Here is a 24,728-nt window from a genome sequence, read left to right as displayed (position 1 = left end):
TGCGCTTTTTCAGTGCCCGCTTAGGTTTTCCTGCTAGTCGGTGCTCGATTCGTCAGTGTTCGACTCGTCGGTGGCGGGTTCCTCGCCGGTCAACAGCTGGGTCAGCCCGGCGTCAGTCGCCCGCCGCTGCGCTTTCACCTCTTTCAGGAGCTGGTCGACCACCACGGACAGCCGCGCCAGCGACTCCGCCGGAGTCAACGCCGCCTTCGCAAGCCGCTCGATCGTCACTTCGTACGAGGCCGCTTCTTTCCCGACCAGGAACACGCCCATTGCGCGATGCGGGCAGTACACGACGTCTGAGGTGTCTTTCAGCGCGTACCGGCTGAACGCTTCCTCCGTCACCGCTTGACTCGGCGCCAGTCGGATCGTCATCGTCCGCGACAGCCCGATCAAGTCCTTGAGGAACCGCGTCTGCCGCAGCATCACCTCGGCATCCCCGAAGTGGTTCCTCAGCGCCTCCGACCCGATGAACATCTGAGCCTTCACCGCGCCCACGCCGAACAGAATCCGGTTGCGGTCCATCCGGCTCTCCACGACCTGGTCCAGCTTCTCCTTGTCCCGCAAGTCCGGGCCAAAGACGAGCCGCGCGTAATCCGGGACCTGCAGCAGATCCGGGATCAACAGCGGAGCCCACACCGTCACGGCCGTCGCGACCCGCTCGTGCGCGATCAACGTCGTGTAGTGCGCCGGGTCCGCCTGCGACCCCACCGACGACCAACTCGGCCCTGTCACGCCATGCGCCAGCAGCATGATCCAGGCTTTCCGCTCCCCGGTCACCCCGAGCGCACCGAGCACGTTCGACACCTCCTCCGGGGTCGGGACCCGCTGACCGAGTTCCCAGTTCGACAACAGGGCCGGGTTCACCCCGATCCGGCGTCCCAGCTCCCGCAACCCGAACCGCGCCTCGATCCGCGCATCCCGCAACGCCGCACCCAGGCCGCGTGCCCGCGGGCTCGCCATATCCGTCCCACGCATCTACGCCGCCTTGCTGTCACCAGTTGCAGACGCAGACCGCGACGGCTTTCCTGCCGCAGCCTTGAAGCCGGTCGCCCGGAACACGTACGTCTGGTACTTGAACTCGCCCTGCCCGCCGACACGCGGCTCCGCCGTCAACCCGTCCAGCTCCACCGGCCGCATCCCCGGCAACGCCTCCGCAGTAGTCGGCACGGGCTGCACGTCCGCCAGGAACGTCACCTCGAACGACGCCCGCTTCGCCTTCGTCTCGCCCGGGTCCGTGACCGCAGCCCGCCACTGCCGCTTGCCGGTCACCTCGTCAATGCGCTGCCGCACCGGACGCCCCGCCGCGCGATCCTCCCGAGACTGATACTCGTTGTCCGGAATCACTTCCCCCACCATCACAAGCCCCTGCGGGAACGCGTCGTCGAAATCGATCGCAAACCGGTGTCCCTTTTCGATAGCCATAACCGCTAGCTCCCTGTGTTCTCTGTCAGTCAGTCGTTTCCGGCGCCTCGCCGCCGTCGTTCGTTCGTGTCGCCGCGCCCAGCGCCATCCCTGCTTCTTCGAGTTGCTTGCCCAGAACCGCGATCGCGTCGGAGTCGACGAGAAGGACCACGGGGAACGCCTTGCCGAAGCGGATCTCCGCTCGGTTCGCGTACGTCAGCGCGCGGACGCGGATCGGCAGGTCTGCCGTCACGTGGATCTGGACCGTGTCGCGCATGTCGCCCGCGCCTAAACCACGTACTTGCGCGGCACCTGCGCGGCCGGACCGCTCGACCCGCCTCCGAGCGTCGAAGCCGTCCTTGCAGTCGTCATGTCTGCCTCCCTTGGGCTCTGCCGCCGAGCGAGTCTCGGCAACGTGCCACCCAATCTCCGCCAAAAGGCGGGACATGATCACCACGTGGCGGGACATCTTGGGACGTCCCTGGTACGGTCGAAGACGTCCCTAAAAGTCCCAAGGGGGTGCGGATGCCGAACGAACGGCTGCGTGACGCGCTGCTGCGCAACGGGCTCACGCTGGAACAGGTGGCCAAGGCACTCAGCGTCGACCAGAAGACGGTCGAGCGGTGGATCACCAAAGGCCGCACCCCGTACCCGAAGCACCGGCACAAGATCGCCGCGATGGCGCGCGAATCGGAGACCTACCTGTGGCCGGACTCCGTCGCACCCGAGCGCAGAGCCGAGACCGCCGCCGCCGAGGTCGTGAGCGTGTTCCCGCACCGCAACGCGATCCCGGTCGAGCTGTGGGATCGGCTGATCAACGACGCGTCAGAGACCGTGGAGATCCTGGTGCACGCGGCGCTGTTCCTGGTCGAACGCCCGCGGTTCATCAAGGACATCGCAGCCAAGGCCGCGGCCGGCGCGAAGATCCGTCTGGCGTTCGGCGACCCGGACGGCGACAGCGTCGCCCTGCGCGGAGAAGAAGAACAGCTCGGAGACGGGACGCTCCCCGCACGCGTCCGCAACGCGCTGGCCTTCTACCGGCCGCTCGTCGGCGTCGAAGGCGTCGAAATGCGGTTCCACAACACGACGCTCTACAACTCCATCTTCCGCTTCGACGACGAGATGATCATCAACACGCACGTCTACGGATTCCAAGGCGCGCACGCACCATCCCTGCACCTGCGCCGACTCTCCGCCGGAGACCTCTTCGAGACTTACTCGGAGAGCTTTGAGACCGTTTGGAACCTCGCCAAGCCCGCCACCATCTAGGAGGCACCCCATGGCACGCGTCGACTACTACAACGACCCCAACGCACCCAAAGCCAACAGCATCGCCGTCGCCGTCTCCGCTTTTATCCAGGACGAGGAAGGCCGGATCCTGATGATCCGCCGGACTGATAACGACCTGTACGCCATTCCAGGCGGACAGTTGGAGTTAGGCGAGACCCTGGCCCAGGCCGCCGTGCGAGAAGTTCGCGAAGAAACCGGTATAGAGTGCGACGTCACCAGCGTTGTCGGCCTCTACTCCAATCCTGAGCATGTCATCGCCTACGACGATGGCGAGGTGCGACAGGAGTTTTCTATCTGCTTCCGCGCTCGATTCGTCAGCGGTTCAGTCCACACCAGTGACGAGAGCAAAGAAGTCAGGTGGGTGCGCCGTGAAGAACTGCATAACCTTCCTGTTCATCCCTCAATCGCTCTTCGTATAACACATGCAGTTGACGTCGAACGCAAGGTCTATTTCACATAGCAATCAATTCAGTCGAGCTTGCCAAGTCGCTCTTCATGCCAGGTCAGTGCTTTTTCGGCGGCATCCATCAGCTTGACCCATTGACTGGCCCAATTAAAGTCCGATTCCGCTTCCGAGCGTTCTTGAAGATAACGTAGCAGTTCGGTCTTGTGCTGATCCTTGACTCTAAATGGAAGCAGCTTTCCGTCAATGTCAGTCGAAAGGTCTATAAACCAGGATGGATTAGCCTCTCCGGCATCCAAGATGAAGCCGTCTGGCCACAACCCTTCAAGGGCGAATCGATCACGCAAGATCAGGAAGTCGTGCCCTGGATCAAATGGAACATTCTTGGCGCCAAAGTATCCTTGCAATGACCTTCGCTCTTTGTCCCCGGCACTATCTCCATCAAATATCGCAACTACCGCTCGCTCTCGTCTTATGATCGCATAGGTTGCCTTCAAGAAACCGCCAAGCCCACCGGTCCCCCCAAAATCAAGCCGTGACGCTTCGTATAATCTCGGCCAGTCGATTAGTTCTCTCTTTGCTATATCAAGGAACCATTTCACCGATTCGCGGTCCGTTTTCCCTTCGAGTAATAGATTGTATCGAGTCAGGTTGTAGTAGTCGGAAAATCTGACCCCCAGTGATCGCCGAATATTCTCAGTCGCCTCCGCGTAAGTGCTAAAGTGGGTGACGTTCGTGCTCTGATCGACAAGGGATGTGCCGACTGTGCTGACCGGATCCTGCGGCACGAATGAGAGCGAATGCGTGCTCACGACGACAAGAGACTCACCGCCAAGCTTGTCTAGGATCTTGCGAGAAGTCTCCATCAACTGCGGATGCAAATAAGATTCCGGCTCTTCCAGTAGCCATATAGTCGATTTTCCTAGCTTTTTTTCTTCGCTGGAGACCCAGAGAAAGCTAGCCAAGATTGATGTAGTCTGTATTCCTTGCCCCTTGCGGAAGATTGGCGTTCCGTGTGGATCGCTGAGATTAAAGTCAAAGCCGGAAAGTAAGTCCCGACTCTGCGGTATGCTAAAAGACGCCTTGATATGGGAAAGGCCAGCTTGCTCCAATTCTCCAGTTATGCTAGTTGCGACGGCATCTAGCTCCTCCTTAATCTTGTCAACATAGGGGTCGATTACCCCTCTTGCTGCTTGCCGAAGAAAAGGTGCAAGCACCTCCTCGTATATTTCTGGAACGCTTTTTGCGGAAGGTGCATAGTGAACCGCGAACATAGATATAAGCTCGCTTACAAGCTGGCGCTGCAGGCGTGAAATTTGCGTTTGCTTAGATGCGTCTACAGGCTTCCGCAAGTTAGGAAAGAACTGATATACAGGGTTTCCGCTTGGGCTGAATACCAAGCTTAGGCTAAAGGTGGACTCGGATCTAGCTCGACCATAGAGAGCAAACAGTTTATCTAGCTGCTGAAAGAATTGCCAGTCTGATCCGCTCGTATTCTGATCGTCGCCATCAAAAGTCGCAAGCAGGCTACTTTTCACGTTCGACGCACCGAAGGGAATATCCGACAAGAGGTCGTATTCGCCATTATTTTCGTGTCCTATGAAAAATAGAGCCACCGCTTTAAGGAGATTGGTCTTTCCGGTGTTGTTTGGGCCAACGATTGTTAAGCTCGATTCCAATGGTAGCCGCTGCTCTGCGGTGCCAATGGTTCGATAGTGTCTCACTCTCAAGCTGGTAAGGCGCATCGAAAGCCTCCCTGAAGGCCCACGTCTGTTCGGCTGTTATCTGCCGAATTTGGCTCTATAAGATCAAGGCGCCGCCGTCGGCGGCGCGTGGTTGCTTGGCGTTCGGCGGGCTCGCCGCATGCGGCACGGACGGCCTGCCGCTCCGCTTCGGCCGCCGGCCGCGGGCGGCCCGCCGGAGGTGCGGCTGGTGGCGCACCGCCGTCGTCGACGGGTGATCCGTAGAGGCGCATACGGACATATACGGACGCGGCACGAGACCCGTTACAAGCGGTGCGAGATTGTAACCGCCCGCTCCCTCGTCGTTGATCGTTTAACACCGGGACGCCGCCATCAAGGGCGCCTTCGGCGTCGCTGCGCGATGGCCGCAAGCGTCCACCCTTGACACCAGCGTCCCGCTGCTAACGGAGGTAGGGACGAGGAAGCGGGAGGTTTGGGCGCGGCGGGCCAAGCCGTCACCAGGCCGTCAGACGTCAAGATCGGTCCGGGCACGACCGGACCTAATAGGACGCAAAAAGGCAGTTCAGAGGCGGTTTCTCCAGGTATGGCCCGAGGTGGCCTGGACGCCGGGATAGTTCATGAACCAGAAGTCGATCCGGCTTTGATTCGTGGCCAAGCTACGCTCAAGCGCCCCGACTGACTTCGGAGTCCCCGCATGCCCGAGCGTTCGAGCACCCTGCCGGACCGCCTCCGCGCTGACGTTCAAACGCTCTGGGACTACCACGACCTGCACCACGAACTCCGCCCCACGGACGTCGGGATCGGGCTGGGCAGCCACGACCTCGGCGTCGCTGCCCACACCGCGAAGCTGTACCAGCAGGGGTACTTCCCGAAGATCGTCTTCACCGGAGCCAACGCGCCGACGACCGTAGAGCGATTCCCGCGCGGGGAAGCCGTGCACTACCGGGAGCACGCGTTGGAGCTGGGCGTCCCGGACAACGCGATCCTGGTCGAGCCAACAGCGCGGAACACCGGCGACAACATCGAGCGAAGCCGACAGTTGTTGGAAGCACAGGGGATCGAGCCCAAACCGGTCACGCTGATCTCGCGTCCCTACCAACAACGACGGGCCTACGCGACGTGCAAGAAGCTCTGGCCCGAGGTGGACGTTCTCTGCCCCTCGCAGCCATTGCCGTTGGACGAATACGTCGAGAGCATCGGCGACGTAGACCGGGTCATCACCATGCTCGTCGGCGACACTCAGCGGGTCAGCGTCTACGCCCAGCGGGGATTCTCGATACCGCAAGACGTTCCGAGCCAGGTTGAGCGAGCGTTCGAGCGCTTGGTCGCGAGCGGCTACACAGCCAGGCTCCTCACCTAGGAAGCAACAACCCGCTCAACCACCCCGAAAACACCTGCTGCACATCCCCCCGCACTCGGCCCGGGTCGTCGGCATGGGCGATCATCCGCGCCGCCTCCATCACCGCGGCCAAGACCAGTTGCGCCAAAGCATCCACCGGCGTGTCCACAATTAACCCGGCTTCCCGAGCAGCCGCCAGGTTCTCCGCCACCAGACCCAAGCCGTACTCGGCCTCAAGATCACGCCAGGCATCCCAGCCCAGTACGGCGGGGGCATCGGTCAGGGAGATTCGCCGGACGTCCGGTCGCAGGCAGGCGTCCAGGAACACCCCCAGCGCCCCTGAAAGGCCAGTAAGCGGGTCCGCCGCGGAATCGAGGACCTCGGAGACCTCGGCGGTCAGCTCGCGTTCCAGCACTTCGACCACGGCGCGGAACAGGCCCTGTTTGTCGCCGAAGTGGTGGTACAGCGCGCCCCGCGTGACGCCTGCTGTGCGAGTGATTTCTTCGGCGGGCACGTCGTGGTAGCCGCGCGCGCCGAAGAGGTCGCGGGCGGCCTTGATCAGTGCGGCTCGCGTCGCGTCGGAGCGTTCTTGCTGGGTACGTCGCACGCACCTAATCTGCCATGGCGGCGGCGAAGCGCGTGATGTGCCCGGCCAGAGCGTCCGGCTGATCCTCCGAGACGAAGGTGTACGAGTCCGGCACCTCGACGATCTCGGCGTCCGGAAGCACTTCCGCCAAGCGGTGCGCGAGGCTGATCGGGAAGAGCTTGTCTTCCGGCGGCCATACGAGCAGTACTGGACGCTTGAACTGGCGCAGTTTTTCAGCCGCGGCCAGGGTGTGGCTGGAGTCGACGGTGCGCAGGAACTTGCGCAGATCCCTTCGCAGGCCAGGGGATTTCCGTAGCTTGCCCAGGTACTCCCGCGCGATGTCGGGCGGCAGCGGGCGCTTCGTGACCCAGCCGAACAGCAGCGGCAGCCGGTACAGCGCCTTGATTCGCAGCAGCTGGCCGAGAACGGCCATCGAGCCGGGGACGCGCGCGATTGTCGGCAGCGGTTGGAAGATCGGCGGGAAGAAGTACTCGAAGCTGTCCGACGGCGTCAGCACGACCCGGCCGACCCGTTCCGGGTACCGCGCGAGCAGCAGTTGCGTGATGGCGCCGCCGGTGTCGTTGGCGACCAGGATGACGTCTTCCAGGTCGAGTGCGGTGAGGAAGTCGCCCAGCAAGGTGGCGAGGCCGGGGGCGCTGAGGTCGGCGTCCGAGCGCATCGGGACAGAGTGGGCGCCGAGCGGCAGATCTGGGGCCAGGCAACGGAAACCGGCGTCCGCGACCGCGGGGGTGACCTTGCGCCACAGCAGGGCGTTGGTGAGTACGCCGTGCACGAAAACGACCGGACGGCCGCGTCCGCGCTCGAAGTACCGGATCTCGCCTTGGGGGAGGTTGACGTGCCGGGCAGTGCCGAGTTCTTCGTGGGCTGTCATGCTGGCAAAGATACATACATGCAGTCTGTATGTAAATTACCTCTGCGGTAATGCCGGTCCTGACCAGGGGCGATGTCTACTGCGGGCCTAGCCGCTGGGTGATCCGGTCGAACAGGTCGTCCAGCGGTTCGCCGAGATCTTTGCCGAATTCGGTCAGTCCGTAGGTGACCTGCGGCGGGGTGGTCGGTTCGACGTGCCGCCAGACGAGGCCGTCTTCGACCAGGGCGCGCAGGGACTGGGCGAGCATTTTCTCGCTGATGCCCCGGATGCTCTCGCGCAGTTCGTAGAACCGGAGTTCCTTGTCCCGCAACGAGATGAGGATCCAGATTCCCCACCGGCTGGTCACGTAGTCGATCACGGCTCGCGCGGGGCAGTCGGTGTGAAACACCTCATAACGCGGCGGCGAGACGGCCGGGGTGAACTGCGCGCTTCCTGTCACGTATCGAGCTTACCCAAAGGTATGTCCTTACGAAGAGTAAGCAAATCGGCCTAGCGTCGGTCGCCTACCGAAGGAGCGAATCATGATTGTGGTGACCGGGGCTACCGGAAACATCGGCCAGCCGTTGGTGCGGGCGCTCGCCGACGCGGGCGAGCAGGTGACGGCGGTGTCGCGGAATGCCGCGGAGGTGCCGGACGGCGTTCGGCACGTGGTGGCGGACCTGGCCGATCCGGCGAGTCTTGAGCCCGCGCTGACCGGGGCTAAAGCGTTGTTCTTGTTGCTGTCCGGCGATCTGCACGCCGTCGGCGCCAACCCGGCCGACCTCATCGCGAAGGCCGCGGACGCCGGGGTTCGCCGGGTCGTCCTGCTCTCCACTCTGGGCGTGGCGACCAGGCCGTTCGGCGCGACGCGGATCGCGATGCGCGAGCTGGAGGACGTGCTGCGGGAGTCCGGTCTGGATTGGGCCATCCTGCGGCCGGGCGGGTTCGACTCCAACGCGCTGTGGTGGGCGGAATCCGTTCGTACGCAAGGGATTGTCGCCGCGCCGTTCGGCGACACCGGGGTGCCGATCATCGATCCGGCGGACATCGGCGAGGTCGCGGCCGCGTGCCTGGTGGACGACCGGCACGTCGGCGGCGTGTACGAGCTGACCGGGCCGGAGGTGATCACACCGCGTCAGCAGGCGGCGGCGCTGGCCACCGCGCTGGGCGAGCCGGTGCGGTTCCAGGAGCTGACCCGCGCCGAAGCCAAGGCGGGCATGACCCAGAGCATGCCGGGCGAACTCGCCGACGACACCCTGGACATCCTCAGCTCGCCGACTCCGGCCGAACTGCGCGTCAGCCCGGACGTCGAGCGCATTCTCGGCCGCGCGCCGCGTTCCTTCGCGGACTGGGCGACCCGCAATATCGCCGCGTTCCGCTGAGGATCTACTCGGCCGAAGCGCACCGCGAGCACACGCCGGACACGGCTTCCTCGGCGGATTCCGTTGGTGCGCCGTCGATTGCCTCCAGCCGGCCGCATTGGCGGCACAGCAGGTGGCGGTGATCGAAGCCGGACAGCTCGTAGCGTTGCGCCACGCCGACGTGGTCGAAGCGATGGACAAGACCGGCGGTGACGCCGGTGGTCAGCACGTCGTGGACGCCCCTCGTGGACGCCATCGACAGCCGTTCGCGGACCAGCGGCAGCAGTTCCGCGACGGTCACGTGCGGGTTTTCGGCCAGAACTTCCAGCACGACCTGCCGGGCGGTCGTCACGCGCAGGCCGGCGCGCCGGAGCCGGCTACCGGCGTCGGCGCTGGACGGGGTGGGTGCGGAGGTCGTGAGCACGCCTCCTTTCTAGTCCCCAAAGTTGATCCAGTCAAATGTAAGATCGGGTCAACTCTGGGACTGTGAGCCACTGCACGCCAGAGTTGATTCGGTCAAGTCTACGGGTACGATCCCGGCCATGGACGAGTTCGGGACGCGCCTGCGCGACAAGGGCCTGCGCAACACGCCGCAGCGGCGTGCGGTGCTGGCCGCGGTCGCGCGGACCCCGCACGTCACGGCCGCGGAAATCGCGACGGTGCTCGACGCCGACGGGGCCGTCGGCGCGTTGTCCAGGCAGGGGCTCTACAACGTGCTCGACGACCTCGTCGGCGCCCGCCTGCTGCGTCCTCTCGAACCGGCGGGCTCGCCGGCGCGGTTCGAACTCGAAACCCACGACAACCACCACCACCTGGTCTGCCGCGGCTGCGGCCGGATCCAGGACGTGCCGTGCGCGATCGGAGCCGCGCCGTGCCTCGAACCCGGTCCGGTGCCCGGTTTCCGGGTGGACCAGGCCGAGGTCACGTGGTGGGGGATGTGCGCGGGGTGCGAGGCTAAAGGGGCGTAGCGCTGTGGTCTCGTGAGTGTTTATGCCGGTTCTAACCGGGATTGCCACTCACGAGCCACAGGCTTAGCGCAACGCGTCCTGCAGCGCCGCGAGCCCGACCGGGCCGACGGCCAGCGCGTCGTGATGCCACTGGCGCAGCGTGAACCCGGGCTTCGCGGCGGCTTCGGCGCGCGCCTGCAGCCACGCGCGTTCGCCGAGCTTGTACGAGATCGCCTGTCCTGGCCAGCCGAGGTAGCGCACGATTTCGGCGTGCACGCGGTGTTCCGCGGCCAATCCGCGCTCCTGCAGGAACCGGCACGCGGTGGCGAAGTCCCAGCGGGAACCGTCCGGCAGCGGCAGATCGAGGTGCGAGCCGAGGTCGATCACGACGCGCGCGGCCCGCAGCGCGGAACCGGCGAGCATGCCGAGCCGGGTGCCGCGCTCGGAGAACCAGCCCAGTTCGTCGGCGAGGCGCTCGGCGTACAGCGCCCAGCCTTCCGCGTGGCCGCTCACTGAATGAACGCGCGCGTAGCGGCTCACCGAGTCCCCGGCCAGGCCCGCGACGCCGATCTGCAGATGGTGTCCGGGCACGCCTTCGTGGAACACCGTCGTCAGCTCGGACCAGGTCGCGAAGCGTTCCCGTCCGCCCAGCGGCCACCACGTGCGACCGGGACGCGTGCCGTCCTCGGCGGGTCCGGTGTAATACGGCGAACCCGACGCGGAGCCGTACGCGAGGACGACATCCAAGGCACGCAACGGTTCCGGGATGTCGAAATGCTCGCTCGCCGCTTCCATCGCGCGCTCGTGCGCCGCCCGCAGCCAGTCCAAATAGGACTGCTCACCGTCCACCGCGCACTCTTTGTCCAACAGCGTCAGGACTTCCGCCACACTCGCGCCGGGCTGGATTTTCGCGACTTCGGCGGCGATTTCCGTTTCGATCCGCTGAAGTTCCGCCCAGCCCCATTCGTAAGCCTCGGCGAGATCGATGTCCGCGCCAAGGGAAAGCCGGGCCGCGACGGCGTAGCGTTCCGTGCCGACGCCGTCGGTTTCGGTCGCGTGCGGGGCGTATTCCTCGCGCAGGAACCGTGCGAGCGCCGCGTAACCACGGTGCGCGGCGTCGGCTCCGGCGCGGAGTTCGTCGGCCCGAGGTCCGTCGCCGTACTCCTCGACTAGTGCATTGTGGACACCGGCGTAACGCTCGGCCTGAGCCGCCGTTTCCAGCGCCTGCAGACGGGCCGCGCGCAGACCGCGGTCGAGACCGGCCTGCAGCGTCTTCTGCCAGCCGGAGAGCATCGTTTCGACGCCGGACATCCGGACCGCGAGGACGTGCCAGTCGTCCGCGTCGCGGCGCGGCAGCAGCCGGACCGAATCGGCGATCGAACTCAGCGTGCCGAAATGCGCCTGTACCTGCCGGAACGGCTCGTCCAGCGCGTGCCAGGCCAGTTCGGCCTCGAGGCTGTGGCGCAGATTCGCGGACGCGATCCGGTCCGCGCGGGACTCGGGATTCAGCGTCGCGAGAGTGGCGAGCGTGCGCCGGGCCAGGTCGGCGCGGGCCGCGAAACCGTCCGGGGTGAGGTCGGTGAGCGCGGTCGGGTCGGTGGTCACGCCGTCCAGGGTCGCGGCGATCGGGTCGAGCGCTGCCTCAGCCGTGACGTGGTCGGCGGACAGCTGAAAAATCGGGGTCACGCCGCCACGTTAGCCGGGAGGCTCCGCCCGAAGTTAGAGACGTTAGCGGGGTCTGGCTCCTGGTATAGAGAATGCCCGCGCCGGTGTTCCGGCGCGGGCATTCGGGGCAAAAAGCTCAGTCGGTGCCGGATTCCATCGCGGCGCGGTCGAGCAGTTCGACGTCGTCGGCCCGGCCGCGGGACGCGATCGTCTCGGCCCCGCCCTCGGACATCGCGCCGATCAGGCCGGTCGCGGCCGCCTGCGCGGCGCCGATCAGCTTGGGGTGCGAGTTGCCGCCGACCATGCCGAGGCTCGCGTACTGCTCCAGCTTGGCGCGCGAGTCGGCGATGTCGAGGTTCCGCATGGTCAGCTGGCCGATCCGGTCGACCGGGCCGAACGCGGAGTCCTCGGTGCGCTCCATCGACAGCTTGTCCGGGTGGTAGCTGAACGCCGGGCCGGACGTGTCGAGGATCGAGTAGTCCTCGCCGCGCCGCAGCCGCAGCGTGACCTCGCCGGTGATCGCGGTGCCGACCCAGCGCTGCAGCGATTCGCGCAGCATCATCGCCTGCGGGTCCAGCCAGCGGCCCTCGTACATCAGCCTGCCGAGCCGACGGCCCTCGTTGTGGTAGCTGGCGATGGTGTCCTCGTTGTGCACCGCGTTGACCAGCCGCTCGTACGCCGCGTGCAGCAGCGCCATGCCCGGGGCCTCGTAGATGCCGCGGCTCTTGGCCTCGATGATCCGGTTCTCGATCTGGTCGGACATGCCGAGCCCGTGCCGCCCGCCGATCGCGTTGGCCTCCAGCACCAGCTCGACCGCGGTGCCGAACTCCTTGCCGTTGATGCTCACCGGACGGCCCTGCTCGAACCCGATGGTGACGTCCTCGGGCGCGATCTCGACCGCCGGGTCCCAGAACCGCACGCCCATGATCGGCTCGACGATCTCGATGCCGGTGTCGAGGTGCTCGAGGGACTTCGCCTCGTGCGTGGCGCCCCAGATGTTGGCGTCGGTGGAGTAGGCCTTCTCGGTGCTGTCGCGGTAGGGCAGGTTGTGCGCCTGCAGCCACTCGGACATCTCCTTGCGGCCGCCGAGTTCGCCGACGAACGCCGCGTCGAGCCACGGCTTGTAGATCCGCAGGCCCGGGTTGGCCAGCAGGCCGTAGCGGTAGAACCGCTCGATGTCGTTGCCCTTGTAGGTGGAGCCGTCGCCCCAGATCTGGACGTCGTCCTCCAGCATCGCGCGCACCAGCAGGGTGCCGGTGACCGCGCGGCCGAGCGGGGTGGTGTTGAAGTAGGCCCGGCCGCCGGTGCGAATGTGGAAGGCGCCGCAGGTCAGCGCGGCGAGCCCCTCCTCGACCAGCGCTTCCTTGCAGTCGACCAGCCGCGCGAGTTCCGCCCCGTAGGCGTGCGCGCGGCCGGGGACGGACGCGATGTCGGGTTCGTCGTACTGGCCGATGTCGGCGGTGTAGGTGCACGGAACCGCACCCTTGTCGCGCATCCACGCCACCGCCACGGACGTGTCGAGGCCGCCGGAGAACGCGATGCCGACCCGCTCGCCGACGGGAAGGGAAGTGAGCACCTTGGACATAGGAATGATTATGCACGACGATGTATGAACGTGCATCCCCGGGTGGTGTGAACTCGCTCTCCCAGGTTCCTCGCGGGTTCCGGAGGGCGCCGAGCCGGACCGGGAGAGGCATGGCTTGGCGAGTTGTTCGGAGATGGCCTCTCGATCGGAACGAATAGCCCGATCCTCGCCCGGTCGGAAGGGTCCGGCTGGCTGGGCGGCAGGCGGAAGGAGATCGATCCGGCAGCTGAGGGATGACCGCGTCGGCGGTAGTCCGAGTGGCCTTGCCTCGTTAGGAGCGCTCCGGCAGTTGCGGCCAAATCTTCTTGGTGGTGCGAGGTTCGGCTGTCCCGGGCCGTCGGTATGGCCGGGCTGGGATCCGGACGGCGTCGTCGCAAGTGCGCTCGCTCGTCCGCTCAGTACGTGCGGCCCTTCCAGCCGGTCCGGCGGCGAGCGGAGTCCAGCGTCATCAGGGTGTACAGCGCCGCGGTGAACGGCAGCAGCAGCCCCGCGACCAGGGGTTGCCGGTAATACCGGGCGACCGGGACGAACGTCAGCGCCATCAGGAGCCACGCCGCGGCGGCCTGCCACGAGCCGGTTAGGGCGAGTGCCGGTGGGGCGAGGAAAACGGCGATCATGCCGACGACGGTCCCGGCCAGCAGCAGCGGCGAATGCCGGAGCTGGGTGTAGGCGCTGCGGGCCACCATCTGCCACAGGTCCGCGAGCCGGGGATACGGCCGGACGCTCCGGACTTTCGAGGCGTAACCCAGCCAAATCTGGCCGCCCGCGACCGCGACCGCGCGGGCGAGCGCGACGTCGTCGATGACTGCGCCTCGGATCGCGGCGATTCCGCCAGCGCGTTCGAGCGCTGACCGGCGGACGAGGACGCAACCGCCGGCTGCGGCGGCGGTGCGCCAGCGTGCGGAGTTGACGCGACGGAAGGGGTAGAGCATCGCGAAGAAGTAGACGAAGGCGGGCACGATGAGCCGTTCCCAGAACGTTGCGGTGCGCAGAATCGCCATCTGAGATACCAGGTCCCAGCCGCTGGTGGACGCGGCGATGAGGGTTTCCAGCGAATCGGGGGCGTGTGAGATGTCAGCGTCCGTCAGGAGAAGGAAGTCGACGTCTCCTGCTTCGCGGACACCGTGTGCGACGGCCCAGAGTTTGCCGGTCCAGCCGTCCGGTGGTTCGCCGGGGCTCGTGACGGTGAGCGGGAGTCCACTGGGGACAGTCAGGGAGCGGGCGACTTCCGCGGTGCCGTCGCTGCTGCCGTCGTCTACGAGGATGATGCGCGCGTCGCCTGGATAGGTCTGGCGGAGCAGCGTGGGCAAGGTTTCCGGAAGCAGTTCCGCCTCGTCGCGAGCGGGCACCACGATGGCGACGGACGGCCAGTTGTCCGGCCGGACCAGCGGGGGAAGCCGCTGGTCGGTGCGCCAGAACCAGCTGTGGCCCAACGCGAGCCCGGCCCACACCGCCAGCGTCGCCCACGCAAGGACCGTGCTCATGCGCGGAGTGTAGTGACTGGAAGCAAACTGACAGGTCGCTCCCAGCGGACTCATAGATTCGCGGCTGAGACTGGTGTTCCCACCACCGGAGAGGACACCCGGCATGGATCCGAACATCAGGAGACGGCAAGAGGAGCGGGCGCGCGTCCGGCATCGGACCGCGTTCGTCACGGCGGCCGCGGCAGTGCTCGGGGTCGCGGCGGCCGGAGGCATCGGATACGGGCTGACGGCGGCGGCCTCGCCGTCCACCAGCGGAACCGGGTCGTCGTCGACCGGCGATACGTCGTCGACCAGCGATACGGGGTCGACTTCGAGCGGGTCGAGCACGTCCGGCCAGGACCAGTTGCAGGTGCCCACGCAGGATCCCGGCTCCGGTTCCGGCCACGCGCACACTCGATCGGGTGCGTCGTGACCACGCCGTATTCGGCGGCGTTCCCCGCGCTCGGCACGACCGCGCGGGTGCTCGTCACCGAGGAGGCCGCGCTCGGCCCGGCGACCGCGTTGCTGCGGACGCGGCTCGCCGAACTCGATCGGGCATGCAGCCGTTTCCGGACGGATTCGGAAATTTCGGCCCTCCACCGCGCCGCGGGCCGGGAGGTGGAGGTGAGCCCACTGCTGGCCGACGCGCTGTCGGCGGCCTTGCGGGCCTCGTGGCTGAGCGGCGGGCTGGTCGATCCGACGGTCGGCAGGTCGATGGCGGCGCTCGGTTACGACCGGGATTTCGCCGAGATCACCGACGGACCCGCTGCGGCGCCAGTCCCCGCGCCAGGTTCGCATTGGGTGCTGTTCGAACCGGCCCGGCGGACTGTCGTACTGCCGCGCGGCGTCACGCTGGACCTCGGCGCGACCGCGAAAGCATTTGCCGCGGACCGGACCGCCGCCGAGATCGCCCACCGCACCGGCTGCGGTGTGCTGGTGAACCTCGGCGGTGACCTCGCTGTCGCCGGTCCCGCTCCGGCAGGGGGCTGGCAAGTGGCGATCGGCGACGACCACAGCGACGCGATTGCCCACACTGACCCGACAATCACGCTCACCAGCGGCGGCCTGGCAACGTCCGGCGTTGCCCGGCGAACCTGGCGACGCGGCGGTCGCGTAGTGCACCACATCGTCGACCCGCGCACGGGCGAACCGGCGGATCCGTGCTGGCGAACGGTGTCGGTGGCAGCGAAGTCCTGTGTGGACGCCAATACCGCGAGCACGGCTTCGGTGGTGCTGGGCGTGGCAGCGTTGGACTGGCTCGGGTCGCGGGGATTGCCCGCGCGGCTGGTGAGTTCGCGCGGCGCGATCCGGACGACGGCGGGTTGGCCGGCGGACCGTCGGGAGTGTGCGTCGTGAGTTCCGCACTCTGGTATTTCAGCCGTGCCACCGGAATCGTCTCGCTGGTGTTCTCGACGGCGGTCGTCGTGCTCGGCTTGCTCAATTCGGGAAGGTTCGCGACGCGGCGGTGGCCCCGCTTCGCCCTCGCTGACCTGCACCGGAACCTCGCGCTGGCCAGCCTCGTGTTTTTGGGCGCACACATCGTCTTCGCGGTCGTCGACGGCTATGTGAACCTCAGCTGGCTCTCCGTCGTCGTTCCGTTCGTCTCGGGCTATCAGCCGTTCTGGATCGGAATCGGTGCGGTAGCAGTGGATTTGCTGCTGGCCATCGTCGTGACGAGCCTGCTGCGGACCCGCATCCCGCCGCGGTTGTGGCGCGCGGTGCACTGGCTCGCCTACCTGTGCTGGCCCGTCGCACTCGCGCACAGCATCGGTCTCGTCGCGTCCGACAGCGCGCGTCCACTGCTGATCGCGCTCGACATCGCGTGCCTGCTCGCCGTCTTGGCCGCCGCGAGCGTGCGGTTCGGCAGCACCAGTCCCGACACCGAGGCTCGCCGCCTCTCTCCGCTTAGGAGGTGAATGTGCTTCCCTTGCACCGGAACAACCTTGCTGCTCACCTGTCCGTCCATGGTGGACTTCCCGTCAACCTTGGCCGCGACGCGCTGATCCACCAAATCGACGCCGCCGGTATCCGCGGCCGCGGCGGAGCTGGCTTCCCTGCCGCGGCGAAACTGCGCTCCGTCGCGCCTGGACGGTCCATTGTGGTCGCCAACGGCTGCGAGAGCGATCCGTTCAGCGGCAAGGATCGCGCGCTGCTTGAGCTTGCGCCGCACCTGGTTCTTGACGGTATCCAAGTCGCCGCTCGCGCAGTCGGGGCGACCGAGGCATTTCTCTGTCTGCACGGGGAAAACCGGAGCGTCTTGGCCGCGTTAGCCGAACGTCGTGATGCCGTGCCGGTGAAGCTCGTCGCAGTCCCGCCCCGATACGTCGCCAGCGAAGAAACCGCGCTGGTGCATTTCCTGGGCACCGGCGACGCCCGCCCGACCGGCAAATTCCCGCGCCCGGCCGAACGCGGCCTGCGGGGCCGTCCGACGCTGGTCCAGAATGTCGAAACCTTGGCCCGATTCGCGATCGTCGCCCGAATCGGCGCGAACAGGTATCGCACTGTCCACACTGACCTGGTCACCGTCACCGGTGCCGTCGCTCGCCCCGGCGTGCTGGAAGTCCCGGCCGACACTCCCGTTTCCGCGATCCTCGCCCGCGCTGGCGGATCCGTTGCCGCACAGGCAGTTTTGCTCGGCGGCTACGGCGGAACCTGGATGCCGCGTTCTCTGGCCGACCCCTTGCCTCTCGGACGGGAACCGGGTCTGTCCTCTTTGCACCTGCTCCCGGAACCGAGCTGCGGCATCGAACTGACCCGGAATATTCTTTCCCGGCTGGCCGCCGAATCGGCCCGCCAATGCGGACCGTGCATGTTCGGACTCCCTGCCATCGCGGGGGATTTCACCGATCTGCTGGCCGGACGGGACGCCACCGGCCGCCTGGCCCGCCGACTCCCGCTCCTCACCGGACGGGGCGCGTGCGCCCACCCGGACGGAGCGGTCCGCCTGGCCGCGAGCGCCCTGCGAGTCTTCGCGGCCGATGTCCGGGCTCACCTGACCGCGGGCTCGTGCCGGATCACGGCAGGTGCGGCATGAACCGCCTGACGGTCGACCCGATCGCCTGCCGCGCCCACGGTTTGTGCGCGGACGTCCTGCCGGAACTGATCACTGTGGACGAATGGGGTTACCCGGTGGTACGCGGGGAATCGGTGCCGAAGCCGCTGCTGGCCGAGGCCCGACGGGCCGCTGCGGCTTGTCCGGCGCTGGCGTTGCGACTCCGAAAATCAGATTAATCGCAACGCCAGCCCCGTATTAACGACTATTCAACAACGCCACCAATCGCTGACGACTCCGATGGCCATCACGGCCAACGGTGCGAGAGCGAGCACGGTGGAGGCAATCGAACTCAAGAAAAACTCCTTACGGAGATCGTGTAGGCTTTTCACGTTTCCGTAACATGGATATTGTTACGACCGGGCTGTCCGACATCCTCTGCGAACGAGCTTCAGGGGTTACCCAAAGTTTGTCGGCAAATGCAGACAGCCTCAGTGTGATGAATCTTGCCGTACAGGAGAGTGAACCGTTTCGGCGCCCCCGGCTTGATCAGCCGCGGCGGATTGCGGATCGGCGCGGAGAAGGCATGGCAACGGTGCTTTCCCCGTCGTTCTCGCCGTCCCTGGCCTGCGGAATCGGGTGTGGATCACGGGCCGCCGACAGCCGCTCCTCGACGCGGTCGGCCTTGGCATCCCGGCCGCGGCCCCGGTAGAAGGCAGCGGCGCGAGTCCAGGCGTCGACAGCGTCCTCCCGGTTCCCCCGCGAGTAGAGGATCTCGGCGAACGCCTCCAGCGCCCGCGCCTGGCCGGTCGCATTGTGCGCGCGCTCGGCCAGTTCGACGGCTTCCTGCGACAACCGCAGTGCGGCCCGGTCGTCCCGTTCGGCCGCGGCGAGCCGGGCCTGCACGGTGCGCAGCCGCATCCCGGCGGTGAGGTCGCCGGCGATCTGGGCTTGCGCCAGCTGGCAATGCCGGTGGGCGACCGCGAATTCCTCCTGGCCGAGGTGGAGTTCGGCCAGCGTGATGTAGGTGGCCGCCTGTCCGGAGGCGTCGCCGGTGAGCGCGCGCAGGTGGAGGGCGCGGTGGTAGTGCGGGAGCGCCTGCTCGTACTGGTCGAGTTCGGCGAGGGTTTCGCCGAGGTAGTGCTCCGATTTCGCCTCGCGGACCGGGTCGCCGTTGCGTCGCGCGTGCGTGATGCAGGTGCGGAAGAGGGCGATCGCTTCCGCGGGGCGGCCGGTCTGCCGGTGCAGCCGGGCGAGGTTGATGTTGATGGTCAGCTTCGCCACGGGCGATTCGTCGTCGATGGCCAGTTCCAGCGCCCGGGCCAGCGCGTCCTCGGCCGCTTGATGGTTGCTGAGCGTGAGGTGCAGTTCCCCCAGATCGTTGAGCGTCGACCCTTCCGCGTGAGAGTCCCGGTTCGCCCGCGCGGCCCGGGCCGCGACGGCCAGCCCGGTGGTCATCTCGTCGTAGAAGCCGTAGATGACGAACGTGTCGTGCATGAGATGCGGAAGCGTGCAGGCGTAGTCGAAGAGCTGGTGCTGCTCGGCGATCGCGGCGAGGGCGGTGAGGTTGGTGCGTTCGCGCAGGAACCAGCGGTGAGCGGCGGTCGGCGTCTCGAACCGCGTCGGGCGGATGTCCGGCTCCGGGTCGAGTCGCGGCGGGCGGTCGCGGTGCGGGTGCGCCATCCGGTGCGCGTTGTCCGCAGTGCTGCAGTAATGAGACAGCAAGCGGCGCAACGGCTTCGGGTCGTAGTCCTGAGTGCTCAGCGTCTGCGCGTAACGGTGGAAGATCGAGACGATCCGGTAGCGATCCGTGTCGCCGGGTTGGTCGATCAAGTGCAACGCGACCAGGGTTTCCAGCGCCCGCCGGGTTTCCGCGGCAGGACGTCCGGCCGCCGACAGCAGGGTGTCGACGTGGATTTCCGCGCCGGGGTGGTGGCCGAAGAGCCGGAAAACGGCCTGACTTGGCGGTTCGAGCATCTGGTACGACGAGGAAAAGGCGGCGCGCAGGCTTTGGTCGTCGCCGTCGTCGCCGATGCTCAGGAGCATTTCCGGGTCTCGCAGCTGGTCGAGCATGGTGCTGAGGCTCAACCCTGGACGACGAGCGGCGCTTTCGGCGATCAGGGTCAACGCGAGCGGCAGACCGTCGCAGAGGTGGGCGATGCGGCGGGCCGCGTCGAGTTCTCGTTCGCCGCGGCCGCGGAGGCGCCGGACGAACAGTTCCAGCGAATCGTGGTCGTCGAGGCGGCCGAGGCTGAGAGCGGCGAGTTCGTGCCGCCGGGTCAGCGCGCCGAGCCGGCGGCGCGAGGTGACGATCACGGCGCATTCGGACAGCACGTTCAGCAGCCGGTCGACGTGTTCGGAGTTCTCCGCGTCGTCGAGGATCACCAGCACCGACCGGTCGGCTAATTGCTGGCGCAGGACGGCGGCGCGGGCGGCCGCGTCGACGACATGGTCGACGGGGTAGCCGAGTTCCTGGAGAAGCTGGTCGACGATGTCGGACGGTTCGAGCCGCGGGGCCGGGCCGAAGCCGTGCAGGTCGAGGTAGATCGTCCCGTCCGGGAACCAGTTCGCGGCCCGGTGCGCCCAGTGGACCGCGAGGCTCGTCTTCCCGATCCCGGGCGGCCCGCTGAGCACGACGGCGGGCGAGCGGGTCGGCGAGCCGGGCCGGAGCCACTGGTCGAGCGTCTCCAGCGCGCCGGCGCGGCTGATGAACCCGCGGAGATCACGGGGGAGCGGATGGGTCGGCGGCGCGGCTCGGCGCGCTGGGGCGACAGCGGCGGGCGGGTGCTCGTAGCGGTCCCGGATCTCGGTGTGGAAGGCGTGCAGCACGGCTTTGGCGGTGTCGTCGGCGGCGTCGTTGAACCGGCGGTTGGCGTCGAGGAAATGCGTCTGGGCCTGCTCGGACTGCCCGAGCGCGTAGTAGATCTGGATCTGGAGCTTGACGAAGGCCAGCCGGCTGGCGTGCTCGGGGGCCAGTTCCTGCATCCAGTCCGCGGCCTCGTCGGGGCGGCCGAGCGCGAGCAATTGGCTCGTCAGGAATTCTCGCGCGGGGAGCAACATGGATTTGACTTTGTCCTCGCGCCAATTGCCCGCGCGTTCGGTGCGGAGTTCCGCCAGCGGTTCGTCGCGCCATAAGGAAAGCGCGGACGCGGCTGATTCGTGAGCCGCTTCATGATCGCCGGATTCGGCCGCGGTGTGCGCTTCCCGAATTATTTTCCGGAAGAGGGCGACATCCACGAGACTCTCGTCGAGATCGACCAGATAGCCGTCGCCGGACCGGGTGACCGAGGCGTGCGCGTCGGCCTCGGCGACGGCGTCTCGCAGCCGGTGGACCGCCTTGTACAGGGCTTCTTGCGGGTTGCCGGGCAGGTCGTCGTCCCAGAGCCAGGAGATGAGGGCGTCCTGGGAAAAGCGCTGGCTCGGCCGGGTGAGCAGGACGCCGAGAATATTCCGGGTTTGCCGCTGGCCCCACTGCGCATTCATCTTCCCGTGCATCCGCACCGCAGTCTGCCCGAGAATTCCGTAGGCGAAGTCCATTCGACGTCCTCCCTCGTCGATTGCCCAGTTTCGCATTGATCCGGTGCGTCGGCGACCGGTTCGGCATAACGATCATCCGGGGAATTGTCTTGTCCGGTTTCGGTCCGCTTTGTGTCCAGCGGCGGGAAGCGTCCGGTCAGAACCGCGCCGCAGCCTCGGCTCGTCGATGTGGTTCTGGACGGAGGGGATGAAGATGGCGCACGACGTATGGGTCCGCGGTCCGATCGGTCTCGACGCCGCTTCGCGGGTGACGCGGCCGGGCTGCCGCACCGTGCTGGCGGTCGTTCCGACGGTGACGGCGGGGACGCGGCTGTTCGAGCTGATCTCGCTGCTCGAACGGGATCTGCGGGTGCAGGTGATGTTCACCGTGCCGCACAGCACCGACCGGTGGGCCGGGGTCGAGGAGTACGTGCGGGCGCAGCACGGGCTGTTGCTGCCCTGGGAGCAGGCGGTGGCGCACCGGTTCGACCTGGTGCTGGCGGCGTGCCACCGGCAGATCGACCAGGTGCGCGGGCCGCTGATGCTGATCGGGCACGGAATCGGGCAGGTCCGGCCGCGCCGGTTCAGCCGCAAGGCGGGCAGCGCGACGGTCGAGACGACCGGACTGGACCGGGAGTTGCTCACCTTTCGCGGACGGGTGCTTCCGGCGGTGCTGGGCCTCTCCACCGAATCGGAGGTCGGCGTGCTGCGGGAGCGGTGCCCGGAGGCGCTGCCGGCGGCGGTCGTGGCCGGTGACCTCTGCCTCGACGGGATGCGGGCGGCGAGCGGCTTGCGGGAGCGATACCGGCGGGCGCTTGGCGTCGGATCGCGGCGGCTCGTGGTGCTGAGTTCGACCTGGTTCACTGACTCCGCATTCGGCCGCGTTCCCAAGTTGCCCGAGGCGATCGTGAACGCGTTGCCGGACGACCGATACGCGGTGGCGGCGGTGCTGCATCCGAACGTCTGGGCGGTGCACGGGAGGCGTCAGGTCGCCGCCTGGCTCGACGGGTGCCGGGGTCTTCGCGTGCTCCCGCCCGAACAGGGATGGCAGGCGACGATGCTCGCGGCGGACTGGGTGATCGGCGACCACGGCTCGACCACGGGCTACGCGGCCGCCCTGGGGAGGCCGGTGACGCTCGCCTCGCTGCCGGACGGACAAGCGCGAGCGGGAAGCGTCGCGGACCTCGTGCGCGCGCGTTCGGAGCCGTTGGATCTGGACCAGCCGCTCGAACGTCAGGAGGAGGCCGCGATCGCCGCGGCTCCCAGGCTCGCGGCGGAGGTGTTGCCGGTCGTCAGCACGAGGATCGACTGCTCGGCGGGGATCTTGCGATCGGCGATGTACCGGCTGCTGGAGTTGTCCGAACCGAACACGCCGGCGTATCCGCCGTTGCCGGCGATGCCCCGGCCGTTGCCTCGGTGGGACGCGTGACCCCCGGCGTCGCGAGCGTCCGGCTCGCGCTGCCCGGCCGTCGCGCGACGCCGGTGCTGGTCGCCGACGTGGATCGGGCCGGACCTTGGCAGGCGGCCAGCGCGGACGTCGTGGTCCGGAACCGGGCCAGCGGCGCGGCGAAGTGCGAGGCTGACGAGCTGCGAGCGGAATGGCCGGGGGCGATCGCCGCGGCGGTGTGCTGGCCGGGCGGGGCGGTGTGGTCAGTGCGGCGGCTCGCCGGAATCCCCGATGAGTCGGCGAGCCTCGTCGAGATGGCGCTGGGCGCTTGCCTCGTCGCCGTCGCCGCGTTCGAGGTCGGCGAGCGCGGTGAGGACCTCGGCCTGGAAATGCGGTGACTGGAGCCGTTCGACGCCTTCGAGCGCATGCCGGAGTTCAGCGCGCGCCCGGCGGTAGTCGCCCCGCCGGGCGTGGATCGCGGCGAGCGGGAGGACAGCACGCGCGTGCTGGGCGACGTCGCCTTCTTCGTCCAGAATGGCAGTGGCTTCGGTCAGCTCGCGCAGTGCTTCGTCGTCGCGCCCCAGCTTGACGAGGACCTCGCCGCGGCGATAGCGGGCCTGTCCGACTCCTCGCGGGAGCCCGACTTCGGCGTGTTTCCGCGCGCTGCGCTCGTACAGCTCAAGCGCGGCTTCCCACTCTTGCTGTCTTCGCGCGTCCCTGGCGAGCCGGGCCAGCGCGGAGGCCTGGGTCGGGCCGTGCTGTTCCCTCTCGCCGATTTCGAGGGTGACGGCGTTGTGCGCGGCCGCTTCGGCGTAACGGCCGAGCTGGTCGCAGACGAAACCGGCCTGGCTGTGCATCCGGGCTTCCACCAGCGGCTCTCCGCACCGCCGGGCCGCCTCGATCCCGGCCGTGCACAGCTCCAGGAACGGCTCGTAATCCCGGTGGTGCAAGAAGAATCCCCACGAGGCTTCGGCGAGCTGCCACAGTTCTTCGTCCCAGCCGTGGGCCGAGGCGGCTTTCGCGACGGCGTTGATGACTGACCGATCCCGTCGCCACCAGTTCACCGCGTGGTCCCGATCGGCGAAAGACCCGGTCGCCGCAACGGTTTCGGACGCGAACGTCGGCCGGAACGGATGGATGAGCGCGCTCGCGGTGACGGTCTGGTCGCGGTACCACCGGGTGTAGCGGTGCACGAGATAGTCCCGGTCGACCTCGGCGTCCTGGCGTTCCGCGCGCACGCGGGCGTCATGGCGGACGACGTCGTGCTGTGCCACGGTTTCGTCCTCCAGTTCGTGGAGGAGGTTGGCTTCGATCAGTTCGTCGACGGCGTCGTCCAGATGGGCGGGCGAACTCTGGAGGGTGTCGGCGAGCGCGTCGACGGCGTGATGCGGGCCGGGCAGGATGCCGCAGGTTCGGTAGAGCCGGGCCGCCGAGTCGTCGAGGGCGGCGTACGAGGCGTCGAAAACCGTTGCGAGCGCGGGGAAACCTCCGGCCGGGCGGACGCGTCCGCGGCGGGCTTCCTGGTGCGGCTTGCGTCTCGGCCGGACGCGGAGCCTCGCGCCGGTGATGGCGAGCGCCAGCGGGAGACCGGCGCAGGCGGTCAGCAGGTCTTGCGCGTCCTCCTGGCTGATCTGCCGTTGCCCGGCGCGGGCGAGCACCTCGCGGGCGGGCTGGTCCGGAAGCGGGCTGAGCGGAAGGATTTCCGCGCCGTCCAGCGCGAGACTGGTCAGCTGGGACCGGCTGGTGACGAGCACGAGCGCGTGCGGGCTGGACGGCAGCACGGCGCGGGCGTCGGCGCTGTGCACGACGTCGTCGAGCAGCACGGCGAACCGGCGATCCGCTGTCACCGCACGGAATTCGGCGGCTCGCTGGGCGAACGAGGCGGGGATGTCGTCGGCCGGAATGCCCAGTGCGGTCAGGAAACCGTGCAGTGCTCCGCTCGCGGATTCCGCGGTTTCCGTTTCTCCGGTGGAAAATCTCGTGCACAGGATGCCGTCGGGGAATCGGTGGCGCTGGGCGTGCAGCCAATGCAGGGCGAGGGCTGTTTTGCCGATCCCGCCTACGCCGGTGAGCACGACGACCGACGGGGCCGGGGCGGACCGGACGCGGAGTTCGTCCAGCCGGGCCAATTCCTGGCCTCGGCCGAGGAGCACGGGCGGTGCGGGCGGAAGCTGGACCGGCGCTCGCACAGGTCTGTCGGACGTCGCTGCCCCTGGCCG

At 67.4% G+C, this 24,728-nt stretch carries 24 protein-coding genes; 11 read left to right on the top strand and 13 right to left on the bottom strand.

Translation table 11 applies throughout. From position 1 onward, the window contains the following. Positions 1 to 33: 33 nt before the first annotated feature. The 3 genes from D0D37_RS04665 to D0D37_RS04655 are packed head-to-tail and all read right to left on the bottom strand — an operon-like array spanning position 34 to position 1,678. On the bottom strand, positions 34 to 975 hold the full coding sequence (locus tag D0D37_RS04665; RefSeq protein ID WP_116199259.1) for a helix-turn-helix domain-containing protein: 942 nt from the start codon (positions 973 to 975) through the stop codon (positions 34 to 36). Then, complete coding sequence (locus D0D37_RS04660) at positions 976 to 1,422, bottom strand: hypothetical protein (protein ID WP_116199258.1); 447 nt, start codon at positions 1,420 to 1,422, stop codon at positions 976 to 978. A gap of 25 nt (positions 1,423 to 1,447) precedes the next feature. Next, a complete protein-coding gene (locus D0D37_RS04655; RefSeq protein WP_116199257.1) occupies positions 1,448 to 1,678 on the bottom strand; it encodes a hypothetical protein in 231 nt (76 codons plus the stop codon). 248 nt (positions 1,679 to 1,926) lie between these two features. Here D0D37_RS04655 and D0D37_RS04650 point away from each other — a divergent pair, with 248 nt between their 5' ends. After that, entirely contained in the window at positions 1,927 to 2,670 is a 744-nt protein-coding gene (locus D0D37_RS04650; RefSeq protein WP_116199256.1) for a helix-turn-helix domain-containing protein, read from the top strand. 10 nt (positions 2,671 to 2,680) lie between these two features. Next, positions 2,681 to 3,151 (top strand): NUDIX hydrolase, encoded by a 471-nt coding sequence (locus tag D0D37_RS04645; RefSeq protein WP_116199255.1) that lies wholly within the window; start codon positions 2,681 to 2,683, stop codon positions 3,149 to 3,151. A gap of 8 nt (positions 3,152 to 3,159) precedes the next feature. Here the strand turns inward: D0D37_RS04645 and D0D37_RS04640 are convergent, their stop codons facing one another. Continuing rightward, the gene (locus D0D37_RS04640; RefSeq protein WP_116199254.1) at positions 3,160 to 4,839 is read right to left on the bottom strand and encodes an ATP-dependent nuclease; all 1,680 of its coding nucleotides are present in this window, start codon (positions 4,837 to 4,839) and stop codon (positions 3,160 to 3,162) included. Positions 4,840 to 5,491: 652 nt separating this feature from the next. Here D0D37_RS04640 and D0D37_RS04635 point away from each other — a divergent pair. Further along, entirely contained in the window at positions 5,492 to 6,157 is a 666-nt protein-coding gene (locus tag D0D37_RS04635; protein WP_116199253.1) for a YdcF family protein, read from the top strand. On the opposite strand, the gene D0D37_RS04630 is transcribed toward D0D37_RS04635, so the two are convergent. From D0D37_RS04630 to D0D37_RS04620, 3 genes are all read right to left on the bottom strand, one after another. Continuing rightward, a complete protein-coding gene (locus tag D0D37_RS04630; RefSeq protein ID WP_116199252.1) occupies positions 6,150 to 6,743 on the bottom strand; it encodes a TetR/AcrR family transcriptional regulator in 594 nt (197 codons plus the stop codon). The genes D0D37_RS04635 and D0D37_RS04630 overlap by 8 nt on opposite strands. A 4-nt stretch (positions 6,744 to 6,747) precedes the next feature. After that, complete coding sequence (locus D0D37_RS04625) at positions 6,748 to 7,614, bottom strand: alpha/beta fold hydrolase (RefSeq protein ID WP_116199251.1); 867 nt, start codon at positions 7,612 to 7,614, stop codon at positions 6,748 to 6,750. Between the two features lie 76 nt (positions 7,615 to 7,690). Beyond that, positions 7,691 to 8,053 carry a winged helix-turn-helix transcriptional regulator gene (locus D0D37_RS04620; RefSeq protein WP_116199250.1) on the bottom strand — a complete coding sequence of 121 codons (363 nt, stop codon included), beginning with the start codon at positions 8,051 to 8,053 and terminating at the stop codon, positions 7,691 to 7,693. A gap of 82 nt (positions 8,054 to 8,135) precedes the next feature. Between D0D37_RS04620 and D0D37_RS04615 the strand changes: the two genes are divergently transcribed. Beyond that, the gene (locus D0D37_RS04615; RefSeq protein WP_116199249.1) at positions 8,136 to 8,975 is read left to right on the top strand and encodes an SDR family oxidoreductase; all 840 of its coding nucleotides are present in this window, start codon (positions 8,136 to 8,138) and stop codon (positions 8,973 to 8,975) included. Positions 8,976 to 8,979: 4 nt separating this feature from the next. Here D0D37_RS04615 and D0D37_RS04610 read toward each other — a convergent pair whose 3' ends face one another. Further along, a complete protein-coding gene (locus D0D37_RS04610; RefSeq protein ID WP_116199248.1) occupies positions 8,980 to 9,378 on the bottom strand; it encodes a Fur family transcriptional regulator in 399 nt (132 codons plus the stop codon). Between the two features lie 118 nt (positions 9,379 to 9,496). Here D0D37_RS04610 and D0D37_RS04605 point away from each other — a divergent pair, with 118 nt between their 5' ends. Beyond that, on the top strand, positions 9,497 to 9,922 hold the full coding sequence (locus tag D0D37_RS04605; protein ID WP_116199247.1) for a Fur family transcriptional regulator: 426 nt from the start codon (positions 9,497 to 9,499) through the stop codon (positions 9,920 to 9,922). A gap of 63 nt (positions 9,923 to 9,985) precedes the next feature. Here D0D37_RS04605 and D0D37_RS04600 read toward each other — a convergent pair whose 3' ends face one another. The 3 genes from D0D37_RS04600 to D0D37_RS04590 all read right to left on the bottom strand — a co-directional run bounded on the left by D0D37_RS04600 (position 9,986) and on the right by D0D37_RS04590 (position 14,635). Beyond that, positions 9,986 to 11,587 (bottom strand): DUF885 domain-containing protein, encoded by a 1,602-nt coding sequence (locus tag D0D37_RS04600; RefSeq protein WP_116199246.1) that lies wholly within the window; start codon positions 11,585 to 11,587, stop codon positions 9,986 to 9,988. Positions 11,588 to 11,702: 115 nt separating this feature from the next. Further along, positions 11,703 to 13,151, bottom strand: coding sequence for an argininosuccinate synthase (gene argG / locus D0D37_RS04595; protein WP_116199245.1), 1,449 nt, complete (start codon positions 13,149 to 13,151; stop codon positions 11,703 to 11,705). Between the two features lie 395 nt (positions 13,152 to 13,546). Next, on the bottom strand, positions 13,547 to 14,635 hold the full coding sequence (locus tag D0D37_RS04590; RefSeq protein WP_116199244.1) for a glycosyltransferase: 1,089 nt from the start codon (positions 14,633 to 14,635) through the stop codon (positions 13,547 to 13,549). A gap of 103 nt (positions 14,636 to 14,738) precedes the next feature. Here D0D37_RS04590 and D0D37_RS04585 point away from each other — a divergent pair, with 103 nt between their 5' ends. The 5 genes from D0D37_RS04585 to D0D37_RS04565 are packed head-to-tail and all read left to right on the top strand — an operon-like array spanning position 14,739 to position 17,845. After that, entirely contained in the window at positions 14,739 to 15,047 is a 309-nt protein-coding gene (locus D0D37_RS04585) for a hypothetical protein (RefSeq protein ID WP_116199243.1), read from the top strand. Then, complete coding sequence (locus D0D37_RS04580; protein WP_116199242.1) at positions 15,044 to 15,970, top strand: FAD:protein FMN transferase; 927 nt, start codon at positions 15,044 to 15,046, stop codon at positions 15,968 to 15,970. The genes D0D37_RS04585 and D0D37_RS04580 overlap by 4 nt, the downstream gene beginning before the upstream one ends. Continuing rightward, a complete protein-coding gene (locus tag D0D37_RS04575; protein ID WP_116199241.1) occupies positions 15,967 to 16,530 on the top strand; it encodes a ferric reductase-like transmembrane domain-containing protein in 564 nt (187 codons plus the stop codon). The genes D0D37_RS04580 and D0D37_RS04575 overlap by 4 nt, the downstream gene beginning before the upstream one ends. Then, positions 16,527 to 17,648: an NADH-ubiquinone oxidoreductase-F iron-sulfur binding region domain-containing protein gene (locus tag D0D37_RS04570; RefSeq protein ID WP_162834079.1), complete on the top strand. Its 1,122-nt coding sequence runs from the start codon at positions 16,527 to 16,529 to the stop codon at positions 17,646 to 17,648. The genes D0D37_RS04575 and D0D37_RS04570 overlap by 4 nt, the downstream gene beginning before the upstream one ends. Then, complete coding sequence (locus D0D37_RS04565) at positions 17,645 to 17,845, top strand: ferredoxin (protein ID WP_116199239.1); 201 nt, start codon at positions 17,645 to 17,647, stop codon at positions 17,843 to 17,845. The genes D0D37_RS04570 and D0D37_RS04565 overlap by 4 nt, the downstream gene beginning before the upstream one ends. Positions 17,846 to 18,155: 310 nt before the next feature. Here the strand turns inward: D0D37_RS04565 and D0D37_RS04560 are convergent, their stop codons facing one another. After that, the gene (locus D0D37_RS04560; protein WP_162834078.1) at positions 18,156 to 21,143 is read right to left on the bottom strand and encodes an AfsR/SARP family transcriptional regulator; all 2,988 of its coding nucleotides are present in this window, start codon (positions 21,141 to 21,143) and stop codon (positions 18,156 to 18,158) included. Positions 21,144 to 21,336: 193 nt separating this feature from the next. Here D0D37_RS04560 and D0D37_RS04555 point away from each other — a divergent pair, with 193 nt between their 5' ends. Beyond that, positions 21,337 to 22,551 (top strand): hypothetical protein, encoded by a 1,215-nt coding sequence (locus D0D37_RS04555; RefSeq protein ID WP_116199285.1) that lies wholly within the window; start codon positions 21,337 to 21,339, stop codon positions 22,549 to 22,551. 221 nt (positions 22,552 to 22,772) lie between these two features. Here D0D37_RS04555 and D0D37_RS04550 read toward each other — a convergent pair whose 3' ends face one another. Then, positions 22,773 to 24,662: a tetratricopeptide repeat protein gene (locus D0D37_RS04550; protein WP_162834077.1), complete on the bottom strand. Its 1,890-nt coding sequence runs from the start codon at positions 24,660 to 24,662 to the stop codon at positions 22,773 to 22,775. Positions 24,663 to 24,728 lie beyond the last annotated feature (66 nt).

This window comes from Amycolatopsis circi (assembly GCF_003385235.1).
Lineage (GTDB): Bacteria > Actinomycetota > Actinomycetes > Mycobacteriales > Pseudonocardiaceae > Amycolatopsis > Amycolatopsis circi.
The sequence above is the reverse complement of the archived record's forward strand: the minus strand, read 5'-3'. Positions and strand labels throughout refer to the sequence as shown.